We start from the raw sequence: 25495 nt of genomic DNA on the forward strand, positions 1-25495 counted from the left end.
CGTTTTCATCAAACGACTGGTATCTGGATGAAAGTCTCCGCTTCACAACCATTTCAGATCATTTATTCGCTGTACCAGCACGAATATCTGGGGTTTGTATTTGAGTCGTATATAGTTCACCTGGACGACAAAGGAAAGCTTACCTACCAGCACCAAAATATTTCTTCAAAAAACGCACGCGAATTTTCTAAAGGACTGGATGATCGCGACTTCGAATTAATCGAGTTAATGGATTCGATGTCACAGGAAGCGATTGTGAAGAAGTTTTCAGTCAAGTTCATGAAGCCCGAAGAATTCTTCACCAAGATCTACGACAAGGTGAAGGGAAGCGAGATCGTTCAGGAACAGATTGAGGACTACATGGAAAAGCGCCGTTCCAAAATCCTTGAAAAGATGAAGGGTAAGGTGCTGTTTGAAATGGGAAACGACGGCGAGCCAACATGGCGAAAAATCGAAGTCCTCGACAAGCGGGCAACGATACAATTCCATTTCATGCGCACGCATGACCATACCAATTACTATCCCACCATCACCTATCAGGGAAAGAAGATAGAATTGCCTAACGCCTCTGCATATCTTATCTGTAAGAATCCAGCATGGATGGTTTTGAATGGCAAGCTATACGGTTTCGAAAAGCACGTTGACGGAAAAAAACTAATTCCCTTCTTCACGAAGAAGTTTGTTGTCATCCCGCGAAACGTTGAGGAGACATACTATAATAAATTCGTCGCTCCACTCATCGCCACCTTCGACGATGTAGAAGCAAGCGGGTTCGAGATAAACAAGAGCACATACGATCCACATCCCGTGCTGACATTATCTGAACTTCATACGGCACAGTCATCTACAACGGCATCACTATTCGACGATCATCAGCCTCAGGATGATGGTGCAGACGAGGCTGGTAAAATTGTCTTTGACTTGTCATTTCGATACGGTAAGCACCGTTTCAGAGGTGATAACATCGGGCCAGTAAGCGTAACGTTGGACAAGCAGGGAGACGGTTACATTTTTCATCGTGTCACGCGACGGAACGATGAAGAAAAGAACTTTCTTCACACACTGCAGAAGCTTGGTTTACCGATGAAAGGATTTCGGGTTGCCATACCGAAGTCGGAGGCGTTCTCCTGGCTGAACGAAAATCGCGTGAACTTGCTAAACCTCGGTTTTGAGGTTAGTCAACCAGAAAGCCGTGACAAGAAATACTTTGTTGGTAAGGCAGTAATCGAAGTCGAAGTCAAGGAGAATATTGACTGGTTCGATATCCATGCCCGCATCAAGTTCGGCGAATTTGAGATACCTTTTAAAGAGCTAAGAAAGCTCATCCTTCGCCGCAAAGTAGAATTTAAGTTGCCCAATGGCGAAATCGCCATTATCCCTGAAGCATGGCTTACAAAGTATTCTGACCTGTTTGCGCTCAGTGAAACAGACGGTGATAATGAAAAGCCAGTACTCCGGAAGCACCATCTCAACCTTGTAAAGGAGCTGGAAGAGGGTAATCTCGCGAAGGTGCATCTCAGTGAAAAACTCCGTTCACTGAATTCGTTCAGCGGTATTAAGAATTATCCGTTGCCGGCAGGATTTAAGGGTGAACTTCGTCCTTATCAGAAGGCTGGTTACAATTGGCTTCGGTTCCTGAATGAGTATCGATTGGGAGGATGCCTTGCCGACGACATGGGTCTCGGTAAAACGGTGCAGACACTCACCACGATGCAGGCTGAAAAGGAAGCTGGGTCTGGAACATCACTGCTCGTTATGCCAACGTCACTCATATACAATTGGGAGATGGAGGCAAGCAAGTTTGTTCCTGACCTTAAAATCCTGAATTACACAGGCACGCTTCGTAACAAAGACGTAAAGCGATTCGAGAAGTACGATCTGATCCTCACTTCTTACGGCATCACACGCCTTGATATTGAGTTGTTGAATCAGTTCTACTTTAACTATGTAATTCTCGATGAGTCGCAGGTTATTAAGAACCCGACCTCAAACATTGCCAAGGCAGTTCGTGAATTGAAATCACGACATAAACTTGTATTGACAGGTACTCCGATTGAAAACACGACAATGGACCTTTGGTCACAGATGTCGTTCATCAATCCAGGCATACTGGGATCTCAGACGTATTTCAGAAATGAATTCCAGAATCCTATTGAGAAGAAGAACGATGAGACACGTTCACGCAAACTGCACGCCGTCATAAAACCATTTATACTGCGCCGTCATAAATCACAGGTGGCCACTGAACTTCCCGAAAAGGTCGAGAACATTCAATACAGTTCCATGACACCTGAACAGGAGCGTCGTTACGAAGAGGTTAAGACACATTACAGGGAGAAGATATTCAAGCTCATTGAACAGGAGGGACTCGGCAACAGCCGGTTCATGATCCTTGAGGGTTTGACGAAATTGAGACAACTGGCAAACCATCCGCGAATGGTTGAGCAAGGCTATACAGGTGATTCCGGTAAGATGGAAGATATCACCCACATGCTCGAGAACGCCATAGCTGAAGGTCACAAGGTATTGGTGTTCAGTCAATACGTTAAGCACCTTGAACTGGTTCGTCAGTATCTGAAGACGAATAAGATCGACTATGCTTACCTGGATGGATCAAGCACAGACCGTAAAGAACAGGTCGACCGATTCAACCGCGACAATACACTGAAAGTATTTCTTATATCCATCAAGGCAGGTGGTTTGGGTCTTAACCTTACAGAAGCAGACTATGTCTTTATCCTTGATCCCTGGTGGAATCCTGCGGTTGAGGCGCAAGCTGTTGACCGGGCACACCGCATTGGTCAAAAGAAAAAAGTATTCACTTACAAGTTCATCACTCGGAATAGCGTGGAGGAAAAGATACTCACACTGCAGCAGCGTAAACTGAAGTTAACCACAGAGCTCATCACCACGGAAGAAAGCTTTATGAAGCAACTTACCAGGGATGACATCGAGCAGATGCTGTTGTAACGATCAGATTAAAATCTTGATTAATGCGTTGCTAGTGATCACGTGACCTTGCCTGAGTTCATTTGTACAGACGGGTTTTCACAACAATACATTACTCTTTAAGCAGTGGGAGAAAGCTCACGGAGTAAATGTTCTCACCGCCATTAGTAGATTGCTCATACCATTTCATAAGCGAACGGTAGTCCATTTGCTGATCCCTTGTAGTAGTTACATTGTGCTTTCCGCTGGTGAAGTACAATGTATTGTCGAATACAAACGGGCAATAGTCAATCGTATTTGAGTTGACGGACTTGAGATTTCTTGCGGGTAGCCACTTCTTGTTTTGTCGAACGCTTATATATAAGTCGCCGCCTCCAGCGTCATCGTTTCTCCCGTAGGAAGTAAAGATGATGTATGATTCATCCGGAGCGACGAAGGCGTTAAACTCCCAAAGTTTTGAATTCACAGCAGTGTCCAGTGGATGAGGAGTATTGTATTTTCCGTTTGCGAAAGTACTTATGAAGATGTCTTCGTTGCCAATCGCCCCTTCTCTTTCTGCCGTGAAATACAAATTTCCATTGAGAGCTACTGACGGATAAAATTCATTTGCCGTGGTATTGATGGAAGGACCAATGTTCATCGGTTCCGACCATCCACTCGTAGTCCGCTCTGTTACCCAGATGTCGTAATCTTTTGTTTTGTTACCTGAAAGCGGTCGATTGGAACAAAAGAAAAGCTTTTTTCCGTCAGGACTAAATGCAGGTTCGAGATCATTGAATAGGCCTGAGAATGGCGCCACTTCAGGATCAGACCATCCGTTTGCAAGTTTCTTTCGGCGCACAATAGTCGACAAAATGCCATGGCTCGATTGAATGGTGTAGTACATTTCATTTCCATCCGGCGAGATTGCCATATCCCGTTCATTAAGATTAGTACTCACGAGCCCGTTCATGAATAGCACGGGAGTTTGGGCTTGTACTGCGGAGTATAAAACGAGGATTGTCAGAATCAGAATATACTTTAACATACAATGGAAGTTAAGACTAGTGAAACTACCATCGGAGCATTTCTGTAAAAAGCCCTGGGTGGGGGTATTTATTGTCAACCGGATGGCTATTGGTGCATTTGCCAGCTGACTCCAGCCCATTCAGTTGATCAAGCTTTGATGATGGATTCCTGATGATCAAGGTGACGCGTCTTCCACCTGTCGTGAGACCATAGCCATTCGGAAGGCCGCTCGCGAATGAGTTCCTCCAGCGCCTCAACATATCGCTTAATGATTTGCTGATCGTTAGATTGATAAGGAGGAACACCCAGCTCAATGATTGATACCTCATAATATCCGCGGCGTACCTTGCGCATGCTGTAATAGAACACCGGATATTGAGTGAGTACTGCAAGTTGAACCGAGCCATAGAAGAACACCGTTTCCTGATTCATAAATACTATAGGAAACTTCTTATCGTGATTATATCCCGGATACTGGTCACCGACGATGGCTACATTTCTGACAATTGCTTTTCGCTTGACGATTTCTCTCGCCACCGAGTCGCGGCGAATAGGATGAGCTCCGAATCGGGTACGCGACAAAAGTGAAAGATCATTGAAGAACTTGCTATGAACAGGCTGGTATACAAAATCCATGGCGCCTTTCAGTTTGAATGAGCCAGCTGTCAGCATCCATTCCCAGTTAAAAGTGTGAGCAGCAAGATTCAACGTAGACAGACCCTGTTCAAGATAGTGATTGGCTTTTTCGGGATTCTTAAATGTAACCCGGCGGTCAAGTTCTTCACGACTTATAGTGACAAGCTTGAGCATTTCCACGCCATAGTCGCAAAGGTTTTTATAAAACTGACGCTCAATGGTCCTGAGTTCATGATCCGACTTTTCGGGGAAAGCATTTTTGAGGTTCTTCCAAACCAACCGTCGCCGGTAACGGACAACGTAAAAGCTCAACCCGAAAAGGAAGTCGGAAACGAGGTAAAGAATCCAAAGTGGCAATTTTGACAGCAGTCGGACGAGGATCATATCGATGCCTAAAATGCAGCCAAGTTAAGCAAGTATTGTTATTTTTGAGGCCGCAGTGTACAACAGACAGGCCCTTCTCAAAAATTCCGGATGGGCCGGAGGTGTTCAGGAACTTTGTACGGGGCAACAGACATTAGTCTGATTATTGCTGAGGAGTAACTGAATGATACTTCTTGTTTAACCAGCAGATCAATGAGGGGTAAAGTAGTAATTATCACGGGAGGCTCTTCGGGTATTGGAAAGGCGCTCGCTGCAGAATTCGGCCTGCGCGGTGCCCGCGTGATGATCACGGGCAGGAATGGCTATAATCTTGAAAAGGCAGCTAACGAATTGTCGGCCAAGGGTGTTGAAGTAATTCCTTTTCGGGGAGATGTTGGCGTTGAAGACGACAACCGTCGTATGGCTGAACTGGCTATTGAGAAGTTTGGAACAATAGACATTCTCATCAACAACGCTGGCATAAGTATGCGTGCCCTTTTCGAAGAGGCCGACCTTGATGTTGTTCGAAGAGTGATGGACACGAATTTCTGGGGCATGGTTTACGCGACCAAGTATTGCATGCCGGAGATCATTCGGAATAAAGGCTCCATCATTGGAGTTTCTTCTGTGGCCGGATTTCGCGGTCTCCCCGGACGAACCGGTTATTCAGCTTCTAAGTTTGCCCTTAACGGATTCCTGGAAGCCCTCCGGCTTGAACTCGCGCCAAAAGGCACTCATGTTTTAACGGCATGTCCTGGATTTACATCAACGAATATCCGGGTCGCAGCACTTACCAAAAACGGTGCGACACAAGGACAATCACCGCGGGAAGAAAATCATATGATGAGCGCGGAAGCATGTGCTCATTATATCTATGCGGCCACGGTAAAACGCAAGCGCACTCTTATACTAACCACGCAGGGAAAGCTTACCGTGTTTATGAACAAATGGCTGCCCGGCCTTGTCGACAGAGTCGTGTTCAACATCATGTCTAAGGAAGCAAACTCACCCTTTTAGATTCATTATCTTGTCAAACCAGGCGCAGCCCATCGACGCTCACCCCAAACGTTGTATCGGTTAATTTGCTTTCGCCTTGCGGGCTTTTCAAAGATGATTTAGGTTTTGCTAAGAAATACCAACTTCATATTGTCGGCACGACTAACGCTTCTGAAAAATTCTACCAGTTCGGAATAGCTCTCCGCCGGAAATTCTCCCTCGCGAAGAATAAACTTTCGAACATAGATGACCTTACCCGCACTCAGGTGAACAGAAGCTTCGTATTCGCCAAATCTTGATTTATGCTTGATTGGGTCAGGCACGAATTCGGGATATAAACTTTCAGATAGCGTGTATTCGACAGTATCGATGTCGGTATATGAGGTACGCAAAAACACGCGATTCTTACGTTCAGTCAGCTTCTCAGGTACAGAGGTAAAACGATTCATAAGATTAGCCGTAACAAACATGCGCTTTCCGGTAACGCTGGCGAAACGATTCAACGTAAGATCAATATCGACCTTGGCGCTCGGTAGTCGATCTTTATTATTCGTCATAGAGAATTGCTGTACTTCGAACGATGGTATCTGCGTGTATTTCTGAACCCACTTCTTCCTATCGTCCGACTCCATCTCCATAACGTTGTCAAGGCCTCCATTTTCATATTGAAGACCATTATATGTTGTTGAAACTTTTGCAGTAGCGTTACCGTTGTCCTGCACCTGAACATTCGCGTGCCTCACTTGCGTGTTTACCTTTTCATCATACCGTGGTGTCTGGGCAACCTTCGCGCCGTCGTCGGTTACCAGGATAGCTTTTCGGTTCCCTGTGAACGTTCCTGAATATCCAAACGGATTGGTCTGACTCGTGCATTCAAGCCAGACGGTATCTTTCCCGTTGGGTACCGCTACAACAACGTGATTAAACTGCTGACTTGGAAAATCAAGTTTAACGGGTGGAGGATTTGTGCCACCATAGATCTTTACATAGTGAGACTTTACTCCAACTGCCTCCAGTAACGATATCATATAATTGGACAATGCCTTACAATCACCATAGCCAACCTTATCAACAGTCGCGGCATCGAATGGCTGAAAGCCTCCAATGCCAAGTTGAACACTAACGTAGCGCGTCCTGTTTTGCATATATGAATAAAGAATGCGCGTCTTCTCCTCTATAGTAGTTGCTTTCGCAGTGAGCTCCCTTGCCTTAGCTTTTGTGTATTCCGGCAAGTTGTTTCGATCAGCAAGCAGCGAGGCGGTCCACTTGCCGAACCCATTCCAGGTTTCCATCGAACCCACATAACCTTCGTACTCAAAATTTGAAGGCGATGCCAGTATGTATGGTGTCAGCTCATTGTATACCGGCCCATATGATTCTTTGACTGGTGGCATGAGATCATTCATCTTCCAGGAAAGCTGCGCGAGACCGTTTGTTAATGTGGACTCAACCGGATTCTGAGAGATTAGATGAGAGTAGAATCTCGGTTTGACTCCATTCGCATAGGCGACCGTGTACGACGCTGTCTGTACAGACGTGTTTTCATCCGGGATGAATTCCATGCCGGGAATGAAGAAAAGAAATTTGTAGACGATCTCATATTCGTATTCGACAGTGTAGGGAAAAGTACCCTGTGAAAGATCGATGTATTTCACGCGATCATCACTGTACAGACCTTCAAAGCTACTTGCGTCATTAAAGTCACTGGCCTTTACCTTCTTGATTAATTTCCCCGAGGCATCGTAAACAGCTGCCCGAAGGTTGGAAATCTTGGTGAGTTTGTCGTATCCTACAACAATTGAAGCGTGTTCGTTTCCTGCGCCACTAAGGATTGTTGTCGCGCAATGACCATAAAAAACCAGACTTCGTTGATTGGCAATTGTGATGGAACGGTCATCATGCCGAACGACCGCACCAACGTTTTTCTTAAGGGCATCGGGTATTTCTGCTACGGGATATTTTATATCGGCCGCCTGAAGAGAAACAGCAATCGAGATCAGTGCTCCGCAAAGAAAGGCTTTCATCACAATTATTTTTTCTTTAGAACAATTTGCTCAGCCTGCTTGGCCACTACTACATCATAGAATTCTCTAAGGTCTGCATATTCGTCCTGGGTGAACAAACTATTATTGATGGAAAGTTGACTAAGGAGATTAAAAACATTTCCCGATCGCGTAATGTTATACGTATACTTCCCTGAATTCTGTCCTAACTTTAAAATGAGGGGTTTTGGCATTTCATCCACATCAAAACCATCGGGGATTGTGAATTTACACATATAAAGGTTTTCAACCGGGCTGCCAAAGTCAACGGGATACAAACGCGTTGGACTCTTGAACGGATTCTCCTTCTCCTGCATTGCGAGGAAGGGATTCAAATAGATGATGTCTGTTCCGCCCGCAACATGATCGGTGATTTTGATTTCGTGAAGCTCCTTAAAATTCTCCGACACTTCTTTAGCATTCACGAACTCACTTTTTTCCAAACTCCATGAATGGCGTGATGCAAAATTCTTTATGTACTCTGTTTCCCCTTTGGTAACATAACTCTTTCGCGAGGTCGACGCAAAGTATCCTGAACGATCGAGCTTCAACTTGCCCGTCAACTCACCTTCGTTATTGATGGCCACGTCGGCATTATAAACGTTGCGCGATTTTGCCGTCGGTGTGAGCGATATCCAGCTATGGGCTGTTTTTGAAATAACCAAACCTTTGCCATTAAGACAACGTTCCGGCAATACGCCGGTGGCGAGAAAAGGGTCAGTCGCATCAAGAAGTATACTTTTGTCGCCAAGACGAACCATGCAAACTACATAATTGAACTGCGAGGATACTGGTGTCGTCTCCCTGACAAATCCATGGTCCCGGGTACTTATCAATACACCGTATACTTCGAGCCCGGCCTTCTCAATCATAGAAGCGAGGAGAAGGTTTATTTCTGCTGACGAACCTTTCTTTTCTTCCAGAACTGACTTCAGTGACTTGTCAGTATACTTCAGTGAGCGCTCATTCCATTCAACGTTGTTCTTCACGTAGTTATCGATGGCGTTGATCTTCGCTTCAGGCGTTGTCTTACCTGCGGTAATCTCTTCCACAATCCTTTTCAGGAAGCCATTCGCGGTAATTTCATTGCCAAAATGGCTGCTCTCGTAATACAGTTTGTTGATATCCCCCCAGGTTCCCATGTACTTCTTCATAGGTTGGTTGGGAAATTTCTGGTACGACAACTCAAAGTTCATCCGCGAAACGTAATCTCTATAGGTTGTCATATACGGCTCGGGTTTGAATGCCGGGACATTCTTGGCAACCCATCGGTCCTTTTGTTCGACGAAAGTAAGTTGATCAATGCCGGATTGGGATGAATTCCTGTTGGTGTTGGCAAAAGTTAACGTGGCCGCTTGCGAGGTGTTCTCGACGATATCCATCCTGACATACCCCTGAAGATATTTTTCGTAATAATAATATTCGGGCACAATCGTGCGATACTCGCTCCACCTTGTTGGAATGGTACGCTGGAAGTCCCAGTCCTGAAAGTTGAATACAAAGTCCGACGTTACTTTATACATGATATCAATGACAGAACCCTGACGCACGTTGGGTAAAGTGAACTTGGTATTAATGAGGTTCTCGTTCACGACCTCTTTGAAGGTGGCATCGCTTTTCATCTTTGTTTCCACAATCTTGCCATTCTCAAGATTGTAGGTCGATGCCTTTAACTGTGTGATCTGTTCATCATCACTTCCGTCATGATAGAGAGGGATTGAAATCGTAGCCCAATCAAGGCCTTCCTTAGAAAGCACCTTGATTCGCAGATTTCGTTCAAACTGAAGGACGAACCCGGTGCTTTGATTGTACTTCAGTGCCGATTGGCCGTAATCGGCAAGTACGACTGCTGATGCGGACGAGTCCAATTCATATTGAACCATCTTGATATCCTCCATTGGGATATCGCCAAACTTAATAGGGTCTTTTTGAGCAAACGAGTGACAGCTTATGACAATGCATAAGATTGTAAGTAAAATCTTCATTTAACGGCTTGGATTTGGGGGAACGTGTACTGATAATTGTTTACAACTTTGGGACTAAATACGGTTAGCTCTGGAAGCGTAACCTTTACTATCTGATTTCAACGATTTTGGCTAAGGGTAAAAGTACATTTTTTTGTCAATCATGCGGATATGAATCCGCTAAGTGGTTAGGCAAGTGTCCGTCATGCGGATCATGGAATACATTCGCAGAAGAGATTGTTGCGAAGGTAGAAGGAGATAAAACAGACTGGCGGCAGGATGGAGGCAAGGCCCGAAAATCCAGACCGAAAACATTACAGGAAGTTGAGACGACCGAAGACATCAGAATTGCCACAGGCGACGAAGAGTTGGATCGCGTACTCGGAGGAGGTATTGTTCCAGGATCATTGGTTTTAATTGGTGGAGAACCAGGGATTGGGAAGTCAACACTCATGCTGCAGGTTGGCCTTCATCTGCAGTCGCAACGGGTGCTTTATGTGTCGGGAGAGGAGAGCGAGCAGCAAATCAAGATGCGCGCCCAGCGAATAGGGCGCGACGGTTCACAGTTTTATATTCTTACTGAAACCAACACCAAGAGCATCTTCGCAGCGGTCGAAACGTTAGATCCTGATGTTCTTATTATTGATTCTATTCAAACACTGTATTCCGCCCAGCTCGATTCGGCTGCAGGGAGCATTGGCCAGGTCAGGCAATGTGCTGCAGAACTGATGAAGTTCGGCAAGGAAACAAACACGCCCGTTTTTCTTATCGGCCACATCACCAAAGACGGAATGCTGGCAGGTCCCAAGGTGCTCGAACACATGGTCGACACTGTGTTGCAGTTTGAAGGCGATCGCCATCTGGCTTATCGGATACTCAGAACTACAAAGAACAGATTTGGCTCAACATCAGAGATCGGAATCTACGAGATGTTAGGAACTGGTCTTCGCGAAGTAAGCAACCCTTCTGAAATCCTTATTTCACAAAAGGAAGGCAAACTTAGTGGCGCCACGATCGGTGCAACCATTGAGGGTAACAGACCTCTGTTAATAGAGATACAATCACTGGTCAGTCCTGCTTCTTACGGCACGCCTCAACGCACTCCAACAGGGTTTGACCAAAAAAGACTGAACATGCTACTGGCAGTGCTGGAAAAGAGATGCGGATTCAGAATGGGAACGCAGGATGTGTTTCTGAACATGGCCGGCGGTATAAAGGTTGAGGATCCGGCAATCGATCTTGCAGTGTGCATATCCATTGTTTCTTCGATGGAAGAAATTCCGGTTTCAGATAAAGTTTGCTTTGCAGCCGAAGTGGGTCTTGGTGGCGAACTGAGAGCAGTAAACAAGATCGAGCAACGTATCAGCGAGGCCGAAAAACTGGGATTCGAAGAGATCTATATTTCCAAGTTCAATCAAAAGGGTCTGGATGTGAAACGTTCAAAGCTTGTCGTAAAACCTTTTGCACGACTTGCAGATGTCTTTAGTGATCTTTTTGGATAACTTATGCCGATTCAATCATAGTTCGAAAAGATGGATAAATTCTTCATTGAAACGCTCGGCATTTCACCTGAGATATTCAGCTATGTTCTGTTGCCGCTTCTCATTTTCATCGCCCGTATTGGTGATGTATCAATCAATACCATAAGAATCATCTACGTTTTAGGAGGCAGGCGTGTAACGGCTACCCTTCTTGGATTCTTTGAATCATTCATTTGGCTGATGGCAATCCGGCAGATCTTTGAGCATCTCGATAACTGGATCTGCTATGTCGCCTACCCGGCTGGATTTGCCTCTGGGATTTTTGTAGGTATGATCATCGAAGAGCGCATAGCCTATGGCAAAGTCATCGTGCGAATTATTACCCGCAAAGACGTTTCTCAACTGATCCAATACCTGAACGCCAATCAGTTCCGTTATACCAAAGTGGATGCTCAGGGACCCGACGGCCCCGAGAACCTCGTCTTCACTGTGCTTGAACGGGAACGGTTGGAACTAATGCTTTATAAACTGAAAGACATTCTGCCCACTGCATTCTATACAGTCGAGAAAGTTAACCGGGCAACGGAAGTTGGTACATTATCGGAAGAAACTTCACGCTGGAGTATCACAACGTGGCTTCGAAGCGTTATAAGACAATAACACTCCATTTAAAGATACTTTCGCCTATGCTCAACTCTGTTGTCTCCCTGATTATTGCTTTGCATCTGAGCATTCCAGTTGGAAAGGCTATTACCCTTACTTACAATATGAAAGTGGGCGATCGGTTCGAGCTGAAGCAAAAGACGGATCAGAAGATAATTCAGAGGATCATGGGCATGGACCAGACGGGAAACAACACATACGATGGAACAATTGAGATGCGCGTCGTTTCTGTGGCAAACAATCAGATCCGGATGGAGGCCAAAATGACGCACCTGAAGAGTCACATGAAAAACTTCCTCAATGAAACTAAGGTCGACAGCGACGGTGATGTAAGCGAACCTTCAAATAAGATCATTCGCGCAATGATGAACAGGGCGTTCTTCGTAACCATCTCAAAGACCGGTACGGTTGAGAAAGTAGAAAATGTAGAAAATCTCTGGGCAGGCATCGACAATGTTGATGTGTCGGACGAAGAAAAAGAGAAGGTAAAGGCGTCGATCGGGCAGATGATCAATGAATCGTCATTTAGGAATGGACTTGGTCAGGCCTTTGTACCTTATGCCACGAAGTCCGTTCAACCTGGCGACACCTGGAATTCACAAAATGGTATTCCTGCAGACTTTCCCGTAGTTGCGGACGTGAGTTGGTCGCTTGACAATGCAACGTCCAGCCATGCCGTTGTAAAGGGAAATGGCGTATTTAGAACAACTGATAAGGACAAAGTAGTCACGTTGCCGGGCGACATGAAAGCAAAGGTAAACCTCGGTGGTGACCAGAAAGTAAACGCAACAACAGCAACGCGCTCGGGACTTCCTGAAAAGGTTGTGGTAGACGCAAAACTTTCAGGCACTATACTCCTGCTCGCCGGAGGCCTCCTGCCAATGGACGTGGAGGTGCCCATCACCATCGAAACTCATACGGACTATACCTTTGCACAGAAGTGAAACCAATGGCCTCAGGTGGTCTGGGTCTCCTGGACCATTTTCAGAATGTCCTCGATGTACTCACGTGAATTGGAAAGCCGTGGTACTTTGTTTTGTCCTCCCAGCTTTCCTCTTTTTTTCATCCATCGATAGAAGGTGCCCTCTTCAACACAATGCACGCGTGGAGCGATAAGTGCAAGATTGTGAGAGCGTTTTGCATCGTAGTCAGAATTGATTTCCCGTAACGTACTGTCAAGGATGTGAGTAAACTCGTGCAGGTCGCCAGGTGGAGTTTTAAATTCGATAACCCATTCGTGACTGCCCTTCCTCCCTTCATCAAAATAGACTGGTCCTGCGGTAAAGTTATCAATCACTGCCCCGGTATGGTCGCACGCTTTTGTGATAGCCATCTCAGCATTTTCCACGATCACCTCCTCACCAAATGCGTTGATAAAATGCTTCGTACGCCCTGAGATCTTAATGCGATAAGGAAGTTTTGACGTGAACTTAATAGTGTCGCCGATGTTGTATCGCCAAAGTCCAGAGTTGGTGGTAATCACCATCGCATAGTTTCGGTCAAGCTCCACATCCCGAAGGCACACAGTGCGCGGGTTGTCTGAAGCAATGTCTTCTGTCGGAATGAACTCATAGAAGATGCCATAATCGAGCATGAGCAACAACTCATCAGAGTTCTTCTGATCCTGAATTCCAAAGAAACCCTCACTGGCATTGTAGGTTTCCCAATACAACATCTTGTCTGAGGGAATCAAAGATTGAAATACTGCCCGATATGGAGCAAACGAAACTGCGCCGTGAAAAAAGACTTCGAGATTAGGCCATACTTCCAGGATGTTCCTTTTGTTTTCTAACTCTACGATCTTCTGGATCAATAGTATAGTCCACGTAGGCACACCCGCGATATTGGTGACATTTTCTCTGGCAGTTTCTCTGGCAAGCTTCTCCAGTTTCTCTTCCCAATTGTCCATGAGGGCCGTTTCGAGCCGCGGGGTTCTGATGAACTGGGCCCATGGTGGAAGATTCTGCATGATCACAGCGGATACATCACCATAATATGATGACGCTGTTGGATCAAGCTCATTGATCTGATGACTGCCACCAACAGCAACACCCTTTCCATCGAAAAGCCTGGAGTCAGGACAGCTATTTAAATAGATGGAAAGCAAGTCTTTCCCGCCTTTGAAATGGCAATCTTCCAGGGCTTCCTGTGAGACAGGAATAAATTTGCTGCGTGCATTGGTAGTGCCAGAAGACTTGGAAAACCATTTTATTTCCGACGGCCAAAGAATATTCTGTTCCCCGCGCATCATGCGCTCTATGTGCGGATAGATTTTCTCATAAGTCTGAACCGGCACTCGTTCTTTATATTGATCGTACGAGGTAATGCTTGCAAAGTCATAGTTAAGGCCAAATTCAGTTGACTTCGCAGTGACAATAAGTTTGCGGAACAGTTCATCCTGCACCTCATTGGGATATTTCATGAAAAGCTCAATCTGATGAATGCGCTTTTGCATTACCCAGGTCAGAATAGAGTTTATGATTCCCATGTTATACCAATGAATATTTCAAAAGTAGCAAAGTCCCGGATGTGACAAAGCAATGTCTGTGTCAAACCAACGATTTTAACCGAAGATCAGATTGCTTCTGACGGACCTTTCCAGTTGTCGCCACGCGTGACAATCTTGGATCGTCGCAATTCGAAATTCTGTCCGAGATATACCTTTCTAACCTGAGGATCGCTTGCCAGCTCCTCGGCGGTACCATCCTTGAAAAGTTTTCCATCTACCATCAGGTAAGCGCGATCCGTAATGGAAAGCGTTTCATCAACGTTGTGATCTGTAATAAGGATACCAATGTTTTTGCTCCTGAGCCTTGCGATAATGGATTGAATTTCTTCTACTGCGATTGGATCAACACCTGCGAACGGCTCATCAAGCAATACAAACTTTGGATCAACCGCCAGTGCGCGCGCGATTTCTGTGCGTCGTCTTTCACCTCCCGACAACGACATGCCATAGTTTTTTCTCACTTTATGAAGGCTGAATTCATTAATCAATTCATCCATCTTATCCTTGCGCTGCTGCTTTGTGGTGTTGTGCATCTCCATTACGGAGAGAATATTTTCTTCAACGGTGAGCTTTCTGAAAACTGAGGCCTCCTGTGCGAGGTATCCGATACCGCGACGCGCTCTTTGATATAGAGGAAGCGGAGTGATCTCATCGTCATCCATAAAGATCTTCCCCTCATTTGGTTTAATCAGACCAACGATCATATAGAATGATGTGGTCTTACCAGCGCCGTTCGGTCCCAGCAAACCCACGATCTCCCCCTGACTTACCTTTACAGACACATCATTTACTACCGTGCGCGTCTTATATCTTTTAACGAGATGTTCTGCTCGTAAAATCATGCATCAAAATTTAATATCTTTTATTCTCAACTGAATCGTCGTCACACCATTGTAAACATTTTCCTCCAACGTGAAAGCCATTCGGAAGCGATCGGCCTCAGCCAGCTTCTCATAGTGCTGCCCCAGGTCAAACCCTACTGCTTGAAAAACATTGTTGCTGTTGTCCTGGCCCGCCAGAAATTTGATGTGTCTGTCTTTGAACGATGAGAGCGAATTAAAGACGTATACATTGCTTGCCTCAAATACAGGCTTGGCATTCTCGGGCCCAAATGGCGACATCTGTTTCAATATGGACATGAACTTCGGAGTGATGATGTCGAAAGGTATCGACACATCCATCTCCACAAGAGGCGTCAGCATTTCTTCAGTGATGGTAGAAGAGACCACCTGTTCAAATTTCTGCTGGAACAACTCGAGATTGCTGATGTCAAGGGTTAATCCGGCAGCATATTTATGGCCACCAAATTTCTCCAAAAGATCGCTGCACTCCAGAATTGCGTTGTACAGGTCAAAGCCATTCACGCTCCGGGCTGATCCGGTAATCTTGTTATTTGACTCGGTAAGGATCACGGTAGGCCTGTAATACTTTTCCACACAACGAGCAGCAACTATGCCAATTACTCCCTTGTGCCAGGTGTTCTTGAATAGAACGGTCGATTTTGCTGACCTGAGCGATTCGCTGCCTTCTATCATGGCGATCGCTTCGCCGGTAATGCTGTGATCGTATTCCTTTCGTTCTTCGTTTCGAAGATTGAGTGTCGTAGCCAGGTTGTTTGCCTCCTCTTCGGTATGTGCATTTAGAAGGCTCACGGCCGCACTGCCATGGGCGATTCTTCCTGCCGCGTTAATGCGGGGACCCAGGCTAAAAACAATTCCCGTTACGTCGAGCTCTGTGCGAAGGTCCGCGATATCTTTCAGTGCCTTTAGCCCAGGCACCGGGTTGGTATTCAGTTTCCGAAGACCATAGTAAGCAAGCACTCTATTTTCGCCCGTGAGAGGAACTATGTCTGACGCGATGCTGACAGCAACGAGATCAAGAAAGTCCAGAACTTCAGAGGGATCGCGATACCGCTGAGCATATGCCTGCATGAACTTGAAGCCAATGCCACATCCGCTAAGCTCCTTGTAAGGATAAGGACAATCTTCCTGTTTAGGATCAAGTACCGCTATAGCTTCGGGTATATCATGATCTGGCAGGTGATGATCGCAGATGATAAAATCAATCCCCTTTGACTTCGCATACTCAACCAACGACGCTGATTTTATTCCGCAGTCGAGAGCAATAATCAAAGTGCAATGGTTGTCTGCTGCCCAATCTATTCCCGCCTTTGAGATCCCATAGCCTTCGACATTGCGATCGGGAATATAGACTTCACATGAATAAAACCTTCTTAGATAGCTGGAGACAAGTGCCACGGCTGTGGTGCCATCAACATCATAGTCACCAAAGATCAGTAGCTTTTCATTTAACTCGATAGCGCTTTGCAGCCGTTCTACGGCGTCATTCATTCCTTTCATCTCGAATGGACTATGAAGTGACTCGAGTGATGGCCGGAAGAAGCTTCTGGCTGTCTCAAAATCTGTGATGCCACGCTGCACAAGTATTGATGCCAGGTATCGATTCACGTTAATGGATTTCGACAACCCTGCGACCTGCTCTTCCGCAGGCATCTGCTTGATCGACCAGCGCTTGATCATATCAGCTTCCCTTGATTACCAATGCTCCCTGCTCGCCGGATGTACCGGGCTTATTGTAAGGACCAGGTTCGCCGTCCTTTCCATTTTTCTTATTTGGACCCAGGCCTGCTCCACCATGGTAGCCGCCACGTCCTGATGGGCCGGCAGCTCCACCGGTTACTTTTGCAACAATCTTCTTTGAAAGGATCAGATCCTTGAACACCTGAGGTTTCGGAACAACAATCTCCAGCGTTCCACCATCCCCACCGTTACCCCCAGGTCCGGCCATACCTCCGTTTGCACCATTGCCACCATTGCAGTGCATGGTCCCGGAGCTGCCACCACCTCCGGCACCACCGTGACCGCCGCGACCTCCGTCCCCACCCGAAACATCAATGGTAAGTTGTCCCCGTATCGTTACCCGGTCGAGGTACACAAATAGCTTTATTGCCTTTGTTCCGTCAAGTCCTCTGGTGCCGGTTTTCCCGGGACTTCCGTTCATGCAGGGTCCCGTCGGCGTCGCACCGTTGCCGCCATTTCTACCCGGCTGCCCGTTCACTCCTTTGGCATCGATCACACAATCCTTTCCAAAGCGGGCAACTCTCACCCGAAGGTAGTTTTCGGGCTTCAGTTTGTTCATTACGAGTCGTGACGAATCCATCATGATCAATGTATCTGCAACAAGGATATCAGAATTCTCGAGAACATAAGTTTCCTTCGCCTTGATGACAAGCTTAGATACTCTGACTTGCGCATGGGCACAACCAGCAAGCAACAAGAAGAAAGTCACTTTTCGCCACATGAGACAAAAATAATGATTTTGGGTTACGGCCATAAACAAAGAAAGCAATGCCTTACAGCACTGCTTTCCTCACAAGATATTGTTAGGGAATTAATTCGCGCTCTCTGTTGGCTTGTCACCCACAACGCCTTCCAAAACGTCTTTAATTTCAACTCGTTGACCATCACGGTAAGGCACAATCCAGGCATCTTTAACGCCCATTTCACGCATATATTTCTTAAAAGTATCAGCTTCCCAATAATCTCTGAATATACCGATTGTCAATTTTTGAGGTTCCTTGTCCCGGGCTTCGCCGCCGAAGTTAGGGTTGTTATCAAAATATTTCGCGAGGTTCTTATTCTTAAATGCCCCGATCTGAACCTTGAATACCACACCTTTGGAAAAATCCATCGAATTAACGGGTGCCGCCTTCAGCTGCTCCAGTTCGGCCTTTGCTGATGCCAACTGACTTCTAAGTTGTGCCAGCTCGTCTTCAAGCTGCGCGATCTTGGCGTCCTTCTGACTAATGGTGGAGTTAAGTTGAGAAATGGTAGTCGTCTGTGTGGTTACTGTGTTGTCAGCAACTTGCTTGTCTTCAGTCAACTGTTTCAGACTCGCCGGGTTCTTCTTGAACTCTTTGGCCTTTTTCTTCCATTCTTTCTTTTCCTTCTTGGAAAGCTGGGCAAAAGATTCCGTCGATGCGATCATCAACGTAAGGCAGAAAAATAAAAATATACCTCGTTTCATTCTAGGTTGGTTAAAAAATTACCTCTAATGTACAAATATTTTGTTAATCAAATTATTTGTTACAGGCTGCCAACCATTTTCTCAGGTCTTACCCACTCATCAAACTGAGCTGATGTGAGCAATCCCAACTCAACGGCAGCCTCACGCAGCGTCTTGTTTTCCTTGTGAGCCTTCTTGGCAATTTTCGCCGCGTTCTCATAACCAATGTGTGTGTTCAGCGCGGTCACAAGCATCAGTGAATTCTCAAGATGCTGCTTGATAACGGCCTCGTTAGGCGTAATGCCTTCAGCACATTTGTCGTTGAAAGAAACGCAGGCATCACCGATAAGCCTTGCACTTTGCAACACGTTAGCTGCAATAACCGGCTTGAAAACATTTAGCTCAAAATGTCCGGTGCTTCCTCCAATCGAGACAGCCACATCGTTGCCAATCACCTGGGCACAAACCATGGTCATTGCCTCTGGCTGAGTAGGGTTAACTTTACCAGGCATGATAGACGAACCAGGTTCGTTATCAGGGATAATAATCTCACCTATTCCTGAGCGAGGTCCCGAGCTAAGCATACGAACATCGTTGGCAATCTTCATCAGGGAAACGGCCGCGCGCTTCAAAGCACCGCTCAATTCAACCATTGCATCATGGGCAGCAAGCGCTTCAAATTTGTTCGGGGCAGTTATAAAAGGATAACCAGTAAGTGCGGCGATCTTTTGGGCAACCAGCACATCATATCCCTTAGGAGTATTGAGTCCGGTTCCAACAGCTGTGCCACCAAGAGCAAGTTCACGTACCACCTCAAGAGCATTCTTGATGGCACGGATGCTGTTATCGATTTGCTGAACATAGCCAGAGAACTCCTGACCAAGAGTGAGAGGGGTAGCATCCATGAAGTGCGTTCTCCCGGTCTTTACAATATTCTTGAACGACTTCGATTTACTGTCTAAAGTCGTCCTGAGTTTTTTCAATCCTTCGAGAGTGTTCTCGGACACCAGCTTGTATGCCGCTATGTGCATAGCTGTTGGGAACGTGTCGTTTGAAGATTGCGATTTGTTAACGTCGTCATTCGGGTGAAGCACCTTCTTTTCATCCTCAAGCTTTCCGCCATTGAGAACGTGAGCACGATAAGCAATGACTTCGTTCACGTTCATGTTGCTTTGAGTGCCTGAGCCGGTCTGCCAGATCACCAAAGGAAACTCACCTTCAAGTTTTCCAGCGAGGATCTCATCACATGCTTTGCTGATCAGATCTTTCTTATCGGCAGTTAGAACACCCAAATCAAAATTGGCTTCAGCCGCTGCCTTCTTAAGATATGCGAACGCGTATACGATTTCTTTTGGCATACTGCCTTCAGGGCCTATGCGAAAGTTATTCCTGGAACGCTCAGTTTGCGCACCCCAGTACTTGTCGGACGGAACCTTCACCTCGCCCATGGTATCTTTTTCAATTCTGTAGCTCATTGCGTTGAAATTGTTCTTATGGGCGTCAAAATTAGAACAAATAGCATAATTGCAGAGCTCTGGCTCGAATCAACTGCCGAAATTTCCGTAGCGATATAGCGCTGACTGTGCTGTCCGTCGATGTAAATTGCCAATTGAATGGCTACAGGGGAACAAAAATACTTCATTGCGATAGTTCCACCGGAGCCTTTGTATGAAGAGATCACTGCGTTGAAGGAAAAAATAGCAGTCGATTACCATACCAAAGGAGCAATGCGCTCTCCTCCACATATCACGTTACATATGCCATTTGAATGGAACGAGGCAAAGGAGGAAAAGCTGATGGCCAAACTGCGCGACTTTTCTTTCATGAGCGAAGTCCTCACAATAAGCCTCAATGGATTTAATAGCTTTCCCCCTCGGGTTGTATTTATAGATGTTGTCGATAACCAACCACTTCGCGACCTGCAACTTCAATTATTTCGCCATTGCAAGACAAACCTTAATCTGTTCAATGCCAATTACAGGGACAAGCCGTTTCATCCCCACATAACACTCGCTTTCAGAGACCTAAAAAAGGACATGTTTCATGCGCTTTGGAATAATATTAAGAGTGAGCGATTTGAACACACATTTCATGCTCGCGAATATCATTTGCTAAAGCATGACGGCACTAAATGGAACAGCTACCACCAATTTCCACTGAAATCGAACGCTAAGTCAGGCACCACATTCGGTTAGCTGAATCAACGGATTCCACCGGTATGAATGGCAAGAATGCGTGATTCCTTTTTGAAGTAGCCCTTACAAATCATATCCAATATGCCGTAAAACATTTTGCCTGAATATACATGTTCAACAGGTACGTTATGCGCCAGTGTAAACGCCTTCATAAACTTTTCCAGCTCATCGTTCGATTTACCATATCCACCAAAATGATAATCTGAAATGATATCCCAATTGTTAAAGCCAGGCTCAAATTGCGCCACTTCATGTCGCCAGGAGTCTCCGCCTTTTAAAACAGGAAACCCTACTACGAAGCCGCGTCCCGCTGAACCTCGTATCAATCCTGCCATGGTCGCACCGGTACCTATGGGGCAACAGATGTAGTCGAACTCATTAGGAAGCAGTGCACTGAATTCAGCTACTCCTGCTACACCCAATTCATTACTTCCCCCCTCGGGGATCAAATAGAATTTTCCGTAGGCCTCTCTCAGTCGTACAAAAAAAGCGTCGCTGTTCTTCTCTTTGTAGTCTGCCCGCGAAACAAATTCAAGCTTCATACCAGCCTTGCGCGCAAAAGACAGTGTGGAACTGAGAATCGCCGGCTCTTCCCCGCGAATGACTCCAATACACTTTAATGACATTGACCTGGCTGCGGCTGCTGTTGCATAGATATGGTTTGAGTGTGCACCGCCGAACGTAAGCACTGAATCATGCCCCTCTTCCAAAGCCCGGGCTATGTTGAGTTTCAATTTCCACCATTTGTTACCCGACACGTAAGGGTGATTCAGGTCTTCACGCTTTACTTGGAGTGAAACGCCGGCCGCGGCTGCGATCTTGTCACCTATTGGTACTATTGGAGTATCATGGTAGCTGAGCTCTGTCAAGGGTTGCGGAATAGGTTAGTGTGCGTTTCAAAGTAAGTAAGACGTTTTAACTTTTGTTATCTATATGCAAAGGAATAGACCTTTTAATGCCCATAAATGAACAGTGTGTTTTCTGTAAATGGGCATATACCGTTGTACCATCACGGAAAATGGCCAATTCCGAATGAAAAAGAAGTCTTTTGTTTTGGCATTGATCATGGATGATGACGTGCCTGGTAGCCAACATTTGCTGGCGAGCATTCCAAATCCTAATAAATGATCCGACACATCGTCCTTCTCATATTTCGCAATTTCAAACGCTTTAAGAGCGTGTTCTTCATTAATCTGGTTGGTCTGTCAACCGGATTGACCTGCGTGTTGCTGATCTATTTGTGGGTTAGTGATGAACTGCAAATGGATCAATTTCACGTGAATGGAGATCGTCTTTACAGGATTATGGAACATCGCGTGAAAGCAGATGGCATTTGGACATCGCCTGCAACGTCTGGGCCACTGGCCGAAGAAATGACAGCACAGTACCCGGAGATTGAATATTCATTATCTGAAACCTGGATCGGTTCTCAGACGCTTTCTGTGGGTGAAAAAGTTCTCAAAAGCCCCGGCCTTTATGCCAGCAAAAAGTTCTTTAACATGTTTTCCTACGGATTGTTATATGGTGATCCCAATCAGGTACTGGCCGAAAAGAATAGTGTTGTAATCAGCGAATCACTGTCAAAAAAGTTCTTCGAGTCTCCTGAGCAAAGCATTGGGAAGACAATTCGGGTTGATCAGCAGTCCGACTTAATAGTATCCGGAGTGTTTAAAGATGTGGGATTCAACTCTTCCGACCGGTTTGATTTTGTTGGCACCTGGGAATTTATTCTCGAGAAACGGACATGGCTCCAATCCAACGGTAATACTTCATGCATTACCGCGATCATGCTGAAGCCTGGAGTGAATGTTACCGCTTTCGAAAAAAAGATCTCAGATCATGTGAAACGAAGAACCAACGGCGAAGTGACACATCGAACAATGTTTCTCAAGAAGTATAATGAGTATTACCTCTATGGGCAGTATGAAAATGGCGTACTGGTTGGTGGTCGCATTACGTACGTAAAACTGTTCTCGATCATCGCTGTGTTTATTCTGGTTATTGCGTGCATCAACTTCATGAACCTTTCGACGGCCAAGGCCTCACGGAGAATAAAAGAAGTTGGAATTAAGAAAGCGATAGGCGCAAACCGTAAGGCGCTCATCTTGCAATATCTTGGCGAATCACTTTTCATGAGCTTCGCCTCGCTCGTAATAGCAATCCTGCTAACTGACTTAATACTTCCTCTGTTCAATGAGATTACAGGGAAGAGTCTGGAGTTGAGTTTTAATTTGAATCTCACACTTGCAGCACTTCTGGGATTATCAATTACCGGAATCATGGCTGGCAGTTATCCTGCATTATATCTCTCGTCATTCAGTCCCGCGACGGTATTGAAGGGAAGGTTTACTACGTCTTTTGGTGAATTGTGGGCTCGCAAAGGTCTTGTTGTTTTTCAGTTTGCGTTGTCGGTAACATTCATAGTGTGTGTGATCGTCGTATATAAACAGATTGAATACCTTCAGTCTAAAGGTCTCGGTTACGACCGTGAAAATGTCATTTCATTGCCGCGTGAAGGCAGCGCGTGGACCAATCTTGATACGTTCTTAAACGAGTTAAAGAGTATACCAGGCGTTGTGAGCGCTTCGAGCCACGGACACACCATGAGCGGACACAATAGTGGAACGTCGGGGGTCTTCTGGGATGGCAAGGATCCGCAGGACAAGACTGAATTCGAAGTAGTTCGCGTTAACTACGGTACGATCGAAATGCTTGGAATAGAAATGGCGGAAGGCAGGGCTTATTCGAAGAGCTTTTTTCCCGATACGGCCAGAGTCATTTTCAGTGAGGCAGCAATTAAATTCATGGGATTGAAAAACCCAATCGGAAAAACGGTTTCAATATGGGGACAGCAACATGAGATCATCGGTATATCGAAAGACTTTAATTATGAATCATTGCATGAAGGTTTCAAACCTGTATTTCTACGACTGGAACCTGAGAACACAAGGATGATTCTTGCAAAACTCGAAAGGGGGAAAGAACAAAGCGCCATCGCAGAGATAAAAAAGGTGTACGAGAAGTTTGCGCCCGGCTTTGTTTTCGAATACCAGTTCCTCGACGAAAACTATCAATCACAGTATGTCGCTGAGCAACGCGTTGCAACGCTTTCTAAATATTTTGCCGGACTTGCAATCCTGATATCATGTCTTGGTCTGTTTGGTCTGGCGGCCTTCACAGCCGAAAGAAGATTAAAGGAAATAGGTATCCGCAAGGTTCTTGGCTCAAGTGAATTTGGAATCATTTACCTGCTGTCCTCCGAGTTCACCAAAATTGTTTTAGTGGCAAACGTCTTCGCACTACCGGCCGCATATGTTCTTTCCGCCTGGTGGCTCGAAGGATTCGCCTTTCGAATAGGAATTCATTGGTGGTTTTTCCTGGTTTCCGGATTGTCAGCGCTGGTCATTGCATGGCTGACCGTTGGAACTCAGGCCTTCCGGGCGGCCAGAGTTAGTCCTACAAAATGTCTCCGGGACGAATAGTCCCAAATACTCTTACAATCCGCGTCAAAACGGTATGCACGTCCTCGCAAAATCAAATCTTAGAAAAGGCTGAGATTTCCGTTCTTCCTGAATTTCGTGAGGTTATAGGCTGGCATTGATTTGTCTCCAAAAAACCTTCGTTTAGAAGTTTTGAAGAGTTTATGAACTGCATCGGCAAATACGCCCTCGCCACTCATCCTTCTTCCAAACTGTGAATCGTTAACATTACCACCGTGCATTTCACAGATCTGGTTCCAGACTTTTTCAAAGCGGTCTGGAAAATTCTTTCGCAGCCAATCTTCAAAGATGTTCCCGATCGACCCGTTCAATCTTACAATCGTCATTCCCGCCGTTAGCGCGCCGTGATCAGCAGCTGCTTTAATGATGGCTGGGATCTCATGTTGATTTAGACCTGGTATAATTGGAGCGCACATGATGCCAACCGGCACACCGGCTTTTGCAAGTTGCTCCAGCGTTTGGAGTCTTTTAATTCCGCTGGCAGTTCTTGGCTCCATTACCCTGCGGAGGTCTTCGTTCAACGTGGTTATAGAAACGTAAACATGAACGAGGTTGTCGGTGGCCAGATCACTCAGAATATCAATGTCGCGCGTTACAAGAGAGTTCTTTGTTATCATTCCAACGGGATGCCTATACTTCCCAAGAACCTTCAGGATACTTCTGGTGATCTCAAGCTTTCGTTCCAGGGGCTGATAGCAGTCTGTGTTCCCGCTCACGCTAAGTGGAGTGGGAGACCAATCTGGATGCATGATGAATTTCTCGACGAGATCGGCAGCATTCTGCTTTACGATAATCTTAGATTCGAAATCCAGTCCGGCATTGAAGCCCCAGTATTCATGAGTATTCCGCGCGTAGCAATAAATGCATCCATGCTCACAACCCTGATATGGATTGATCGAATACATCATGCTCAGATCGGGGCTCGTTACCTTGTTGACAACCTTTTTAGCCTGCTCATAGAACACCTGCGTATGAGGAGCTGAGAACATCGGCTCATCCAGACCCTCGACGTGCTCAGCGACATACTGCGCTTTCAAAAATTTGTTTGGCGTCTTGATCTGCGCCCCCCGACCCTTAAAATACTCCTCCTCCATACGACGCTAATTATGTTAGTTGCTAAACTAAGTATATTAGTGAAGAAATTAAAACGCTTCACCCTCAGT

At 45.8% G+C, this 25495-nt stretch carries 19 protein-coding genes; 7 read left to right on the forward strand and 12 right to left on the reverse strand.

Annotated elements, in window-relative coordinates:
- Positions 1 to 27 precede the first annotated feature (27 nt).
- Positions 28 to 2970 carry a DEAD/DEAH box helicase gene (locus tag WBG78_RS01995; RefSeq protein WP_337324687.1) on the forward strand — a complete coding sequence of 981 codons (2943 nt, stop codon included), beginning with the start codon at positions 28 to 30 and terminating at the stop codon, positions 2968 to 2970.
- Positions 2971 to 3061: 91 nt separating this feature from the next.
- Here the strand turns inward: WBG78_RS01995 and WBG78_RS02000 are convergent, their stop codons facing one another.
- Both WBG78_RS02000 and WBG78_RS02005 read right to left on the reverse strand, forming a co-directional pair.
- Positions 3062 to 3976 carry a TolB family protein gene (locus WBG78_RS02000; protein WP_337324688.1) on the reverse strand — a complete coding sequence of 305 codons (915 nt, stop codon included), beginning with the start codon at positions 3974 to 3976 and terminating at the stop codon, positions 3062 to 3064.
- 128 nt (positions 3977 to 4104) lie between these two features.
- Positions 4105 to 4977, reverse strand: coding sequence for a lysophospholipid acyltransferase family protein (locus WBG78_RS02005; protein ID WP_337324689.1), 873 nt, complete (start codon positions 4975 to 4977; stop codon positions 4105 to 4107).
- A gap of 192 nt (positions 4978 to 5169) precedes the next feature.
- On the opposite strand from WBG78_RS02005, the gene WBG78_RS02010 reads away from it, so the two are divergent.
- Positions 5170 to 5973, forward strand: coding sequence for an SDR family oxidoreductase (locus WBG78_RS02010; protein ID WP_337324690.1), 804 nt, complete (start codon positions 5170 to 5172; stop codon positions 5971 to 5973).
- A 98-nt stretch (positions 5974 to 6071) separates the two neighbouring features.
- Here the strand turns inward: WBG78_RS02010 and WBG78_RS02015 are convergent, their stop codons facing one another.
- Both WBG78_RS02015 and WBG78_RS02020 read right to left on the reverse strand, forming a co-directional pair.
- Complete coding sequence (locus tag WBG78_RS02015) at positions 6072 to 7976, reverse strand: DUF3857 domain-containing transglutaminase family protein (protein WP_337324691.1); 1905 nt, start codon at positions 7974 to 7976, stop codon at positions 6072 to 6074.
- A gap of 5 nt (positions 7977 to 7981) precedes the next feature.
- Complete coding sequence (locus WBG78_RS02020; protein WP_337324692.1) at positions 7982 to 9979, reverse strand: DUF3857 domain-containing protein; 1998 nt, start codon at positions 9977 to 9979, stop codon at positions 7982 to 7984.
- 107 nt (positions 9980 to 10086) lie between these two features.
- On the opposite strand from WBG78_RS02020, the gene radA reads away from it, so the two are divergent.
- The 3 genes from radA to WBG78_RS02035 are packed head-to-tail and all read left to right on the forward strand — an operon-like array spanning position 10087 to position 13046.
- On the forward strand, positions 10087 to 11460 hold the full coding sequence (gene radA / locus WBG78_RS02025) for a DNA repair protein RadA (protein WP_337324693.1): 1374 nt from the start codon (positions 10087 to 10089) through the stop codon (positions 11458 to 11460).
- Between the two features lie 30 nt (positions 11461 to 11490).
- Complete coding sequence (locus WBG78_RS02030; protein WP_337324694.1) at positions 11491 to 12099, forward strand: DUF2179 domain-containing protein; 609 nt, start codon at positions 11491 to 11493, stop codon at positions 12097 to 12099.
- Positions 12100 to 12125: 26 nt separating this feature from the next.
- A complete protein-coding gene (locus WBG78_RS02035; protein WP_337324695.1) occupies positions 12126 to 13046 on the forward strand; it encodes a DUF6263 family protein in 921 nt (306 codons plus the stop codon).
- 11 nt (positions 13047 to 13057) lie between these two features.
- Here the strand turns inward: WBG78_RS02035 and WBG78_RS02040 are convergent, their stop codons facing one another.
- The 6 genes from WBG78_RS02040 to fumC form a co-directional block, all read right to left on the reverse strand.
- Positions 13058 to 14590, reverse strand: a complete 1533-nt coding sequence (locus WBG78_RS02040; protein ID WP_337324696.1) for a GH3 auxin-responsive promoter family protein — start codon at positions 14588 to 14590, stop codon at positions 13058 to 13060.
- Between the two features lie 86 nt (positions 14591 to 14676).
- Positions 14677 to 15453, reverse strand: a complete 777-nt coding sequence (gene lptB / locus WBG78_RS02045) for an LPS export ABC transporter ATP-binding protein (protein WP_337324697.1) — start codon at positions 15451 to 15453, stop codon at positions 14677 to 14679.
- A gap of 3 nt (positions 15454 to 15456) precedes the next feature.
- The gene (gene recJ, locus WBG78_RS02050; RefSeq protein ID WP_337324698.1) at positions 15457 to 17151 is read right to left on the reverse strand and encodes a single-stranded-DNA-specific exonuclease RecJ; all 1695 of its coding nucleotides are present in this window, start codon (positions 17149 to 17151) and stop codon (positions 15457 to 15459) included.
- Position 17152: 1 nt separating this feature from the next.
- Positions 17153 to 17932 (reverse strand): hypothetical protein, encoded by a 780-nt coding sequence (locus WBG78_RS02055; protein WP_337324699.1) that lies wholly within the window; start codon positions 17930 to 17932, stop codon positions 17153 to 17155.
- Positions 17933 to 18022: 90 nt separating this feature from the next.
- Entirely contained in the window at positions 18023 to 18658 is a 636-nt protein-coding gene (locus tag WBG78_RS02060) for an Ezrin/radixin/moesin family protein (protein ID WP_337324700.1), read from the reverse strand.
- A gap of 59 nt (positions 18659 to 18717) precedes the next feature.
- Entirely contained in the window at positions 18718 to 20112 is a 1395-nt protein-coding gene (gene fumC / locus WBG78_RS02065) for a class II fumarate hydratase (RefSeq protein WP_337324701.1), read from the reverse strand.
- A 138-nt stretch (positions 20113 to 20250) separates the two neighbouring features.
- Here fumC and WBG78_RS02070 point away from each other — a divergent pair, with 138 nt between their 5' ends.
- Positions 20251 to 20832, forward strand: a complete 582-nt coding sequence (locus WBG78_RS02070) for a 2'-5' RNA ligase family protein (RefSeq protein ID WP_337324702.1) — start codon at positions 20251 to 20253, stop codon at positions 20830 to 20832.
- Positions 20833 to 20837: 5 nt separating this feature from the next.
- On the opposite strand, the gene WBG78_RS02075 is transcribed toward WBG78_RS02070, so the two are convergent.
- Positions 20838 to 21701, reverse strand: coding sequence for a 1-aminocyclopropane-1-carboxylate deaminase/D-cysteine desulfhydrase (locus WBG78_RS02075; RefSeq protein ID WP_337324703.1), 864 nt, complete (start codon positions 21699 to 21701; stop codon positions 20838 to 20840).
- A gap of 255 nt (positions 21702 to 21956) precedes the next feature.
- On the opposite strand from WBG78_RS02075, the gene WBG78_RS02080 reads away from it, so the two are divergent.
- On the forward strand, positions 21957 to 24314 hold the full coding sequence (locus WBG78_RS02080; RefSeq protein WP_337324704.1) for an ABC transporter permease: 2358 nt from the start codon (positions 21957 to 21959) through the stop codon (positions 24312 to 24314).
- A 59-nt stretch (positions 24315 to 24373) separates the two neighbouring features.
- Here WBG78_RS02080 and WBG78_RS02085 read toward each other — a convergent pair whose 3' ends face one another.
- Positions 24374 to 25426, reverse strand: a complete 1053-nt coding sequence (locus WBG78_RS02085; RefSeq protein WP_337324705.1) for a PA0069 family radical SAM protein — start codon at positions 25424 to 25426, stop codon at positions 24374 to 24376.
- Positions 25427 to 25495: the final 69 nt, after the last annotated feature.

Origin of the sequence: Chryseolinea sp. T2, from assembly GCF_037203685.1 — a bacterium.
GTDB lineage: Bacteria > Bacteroidota > Bacteroidia > Cytophagales > Cyclobacteriaceae > Chryseolinea.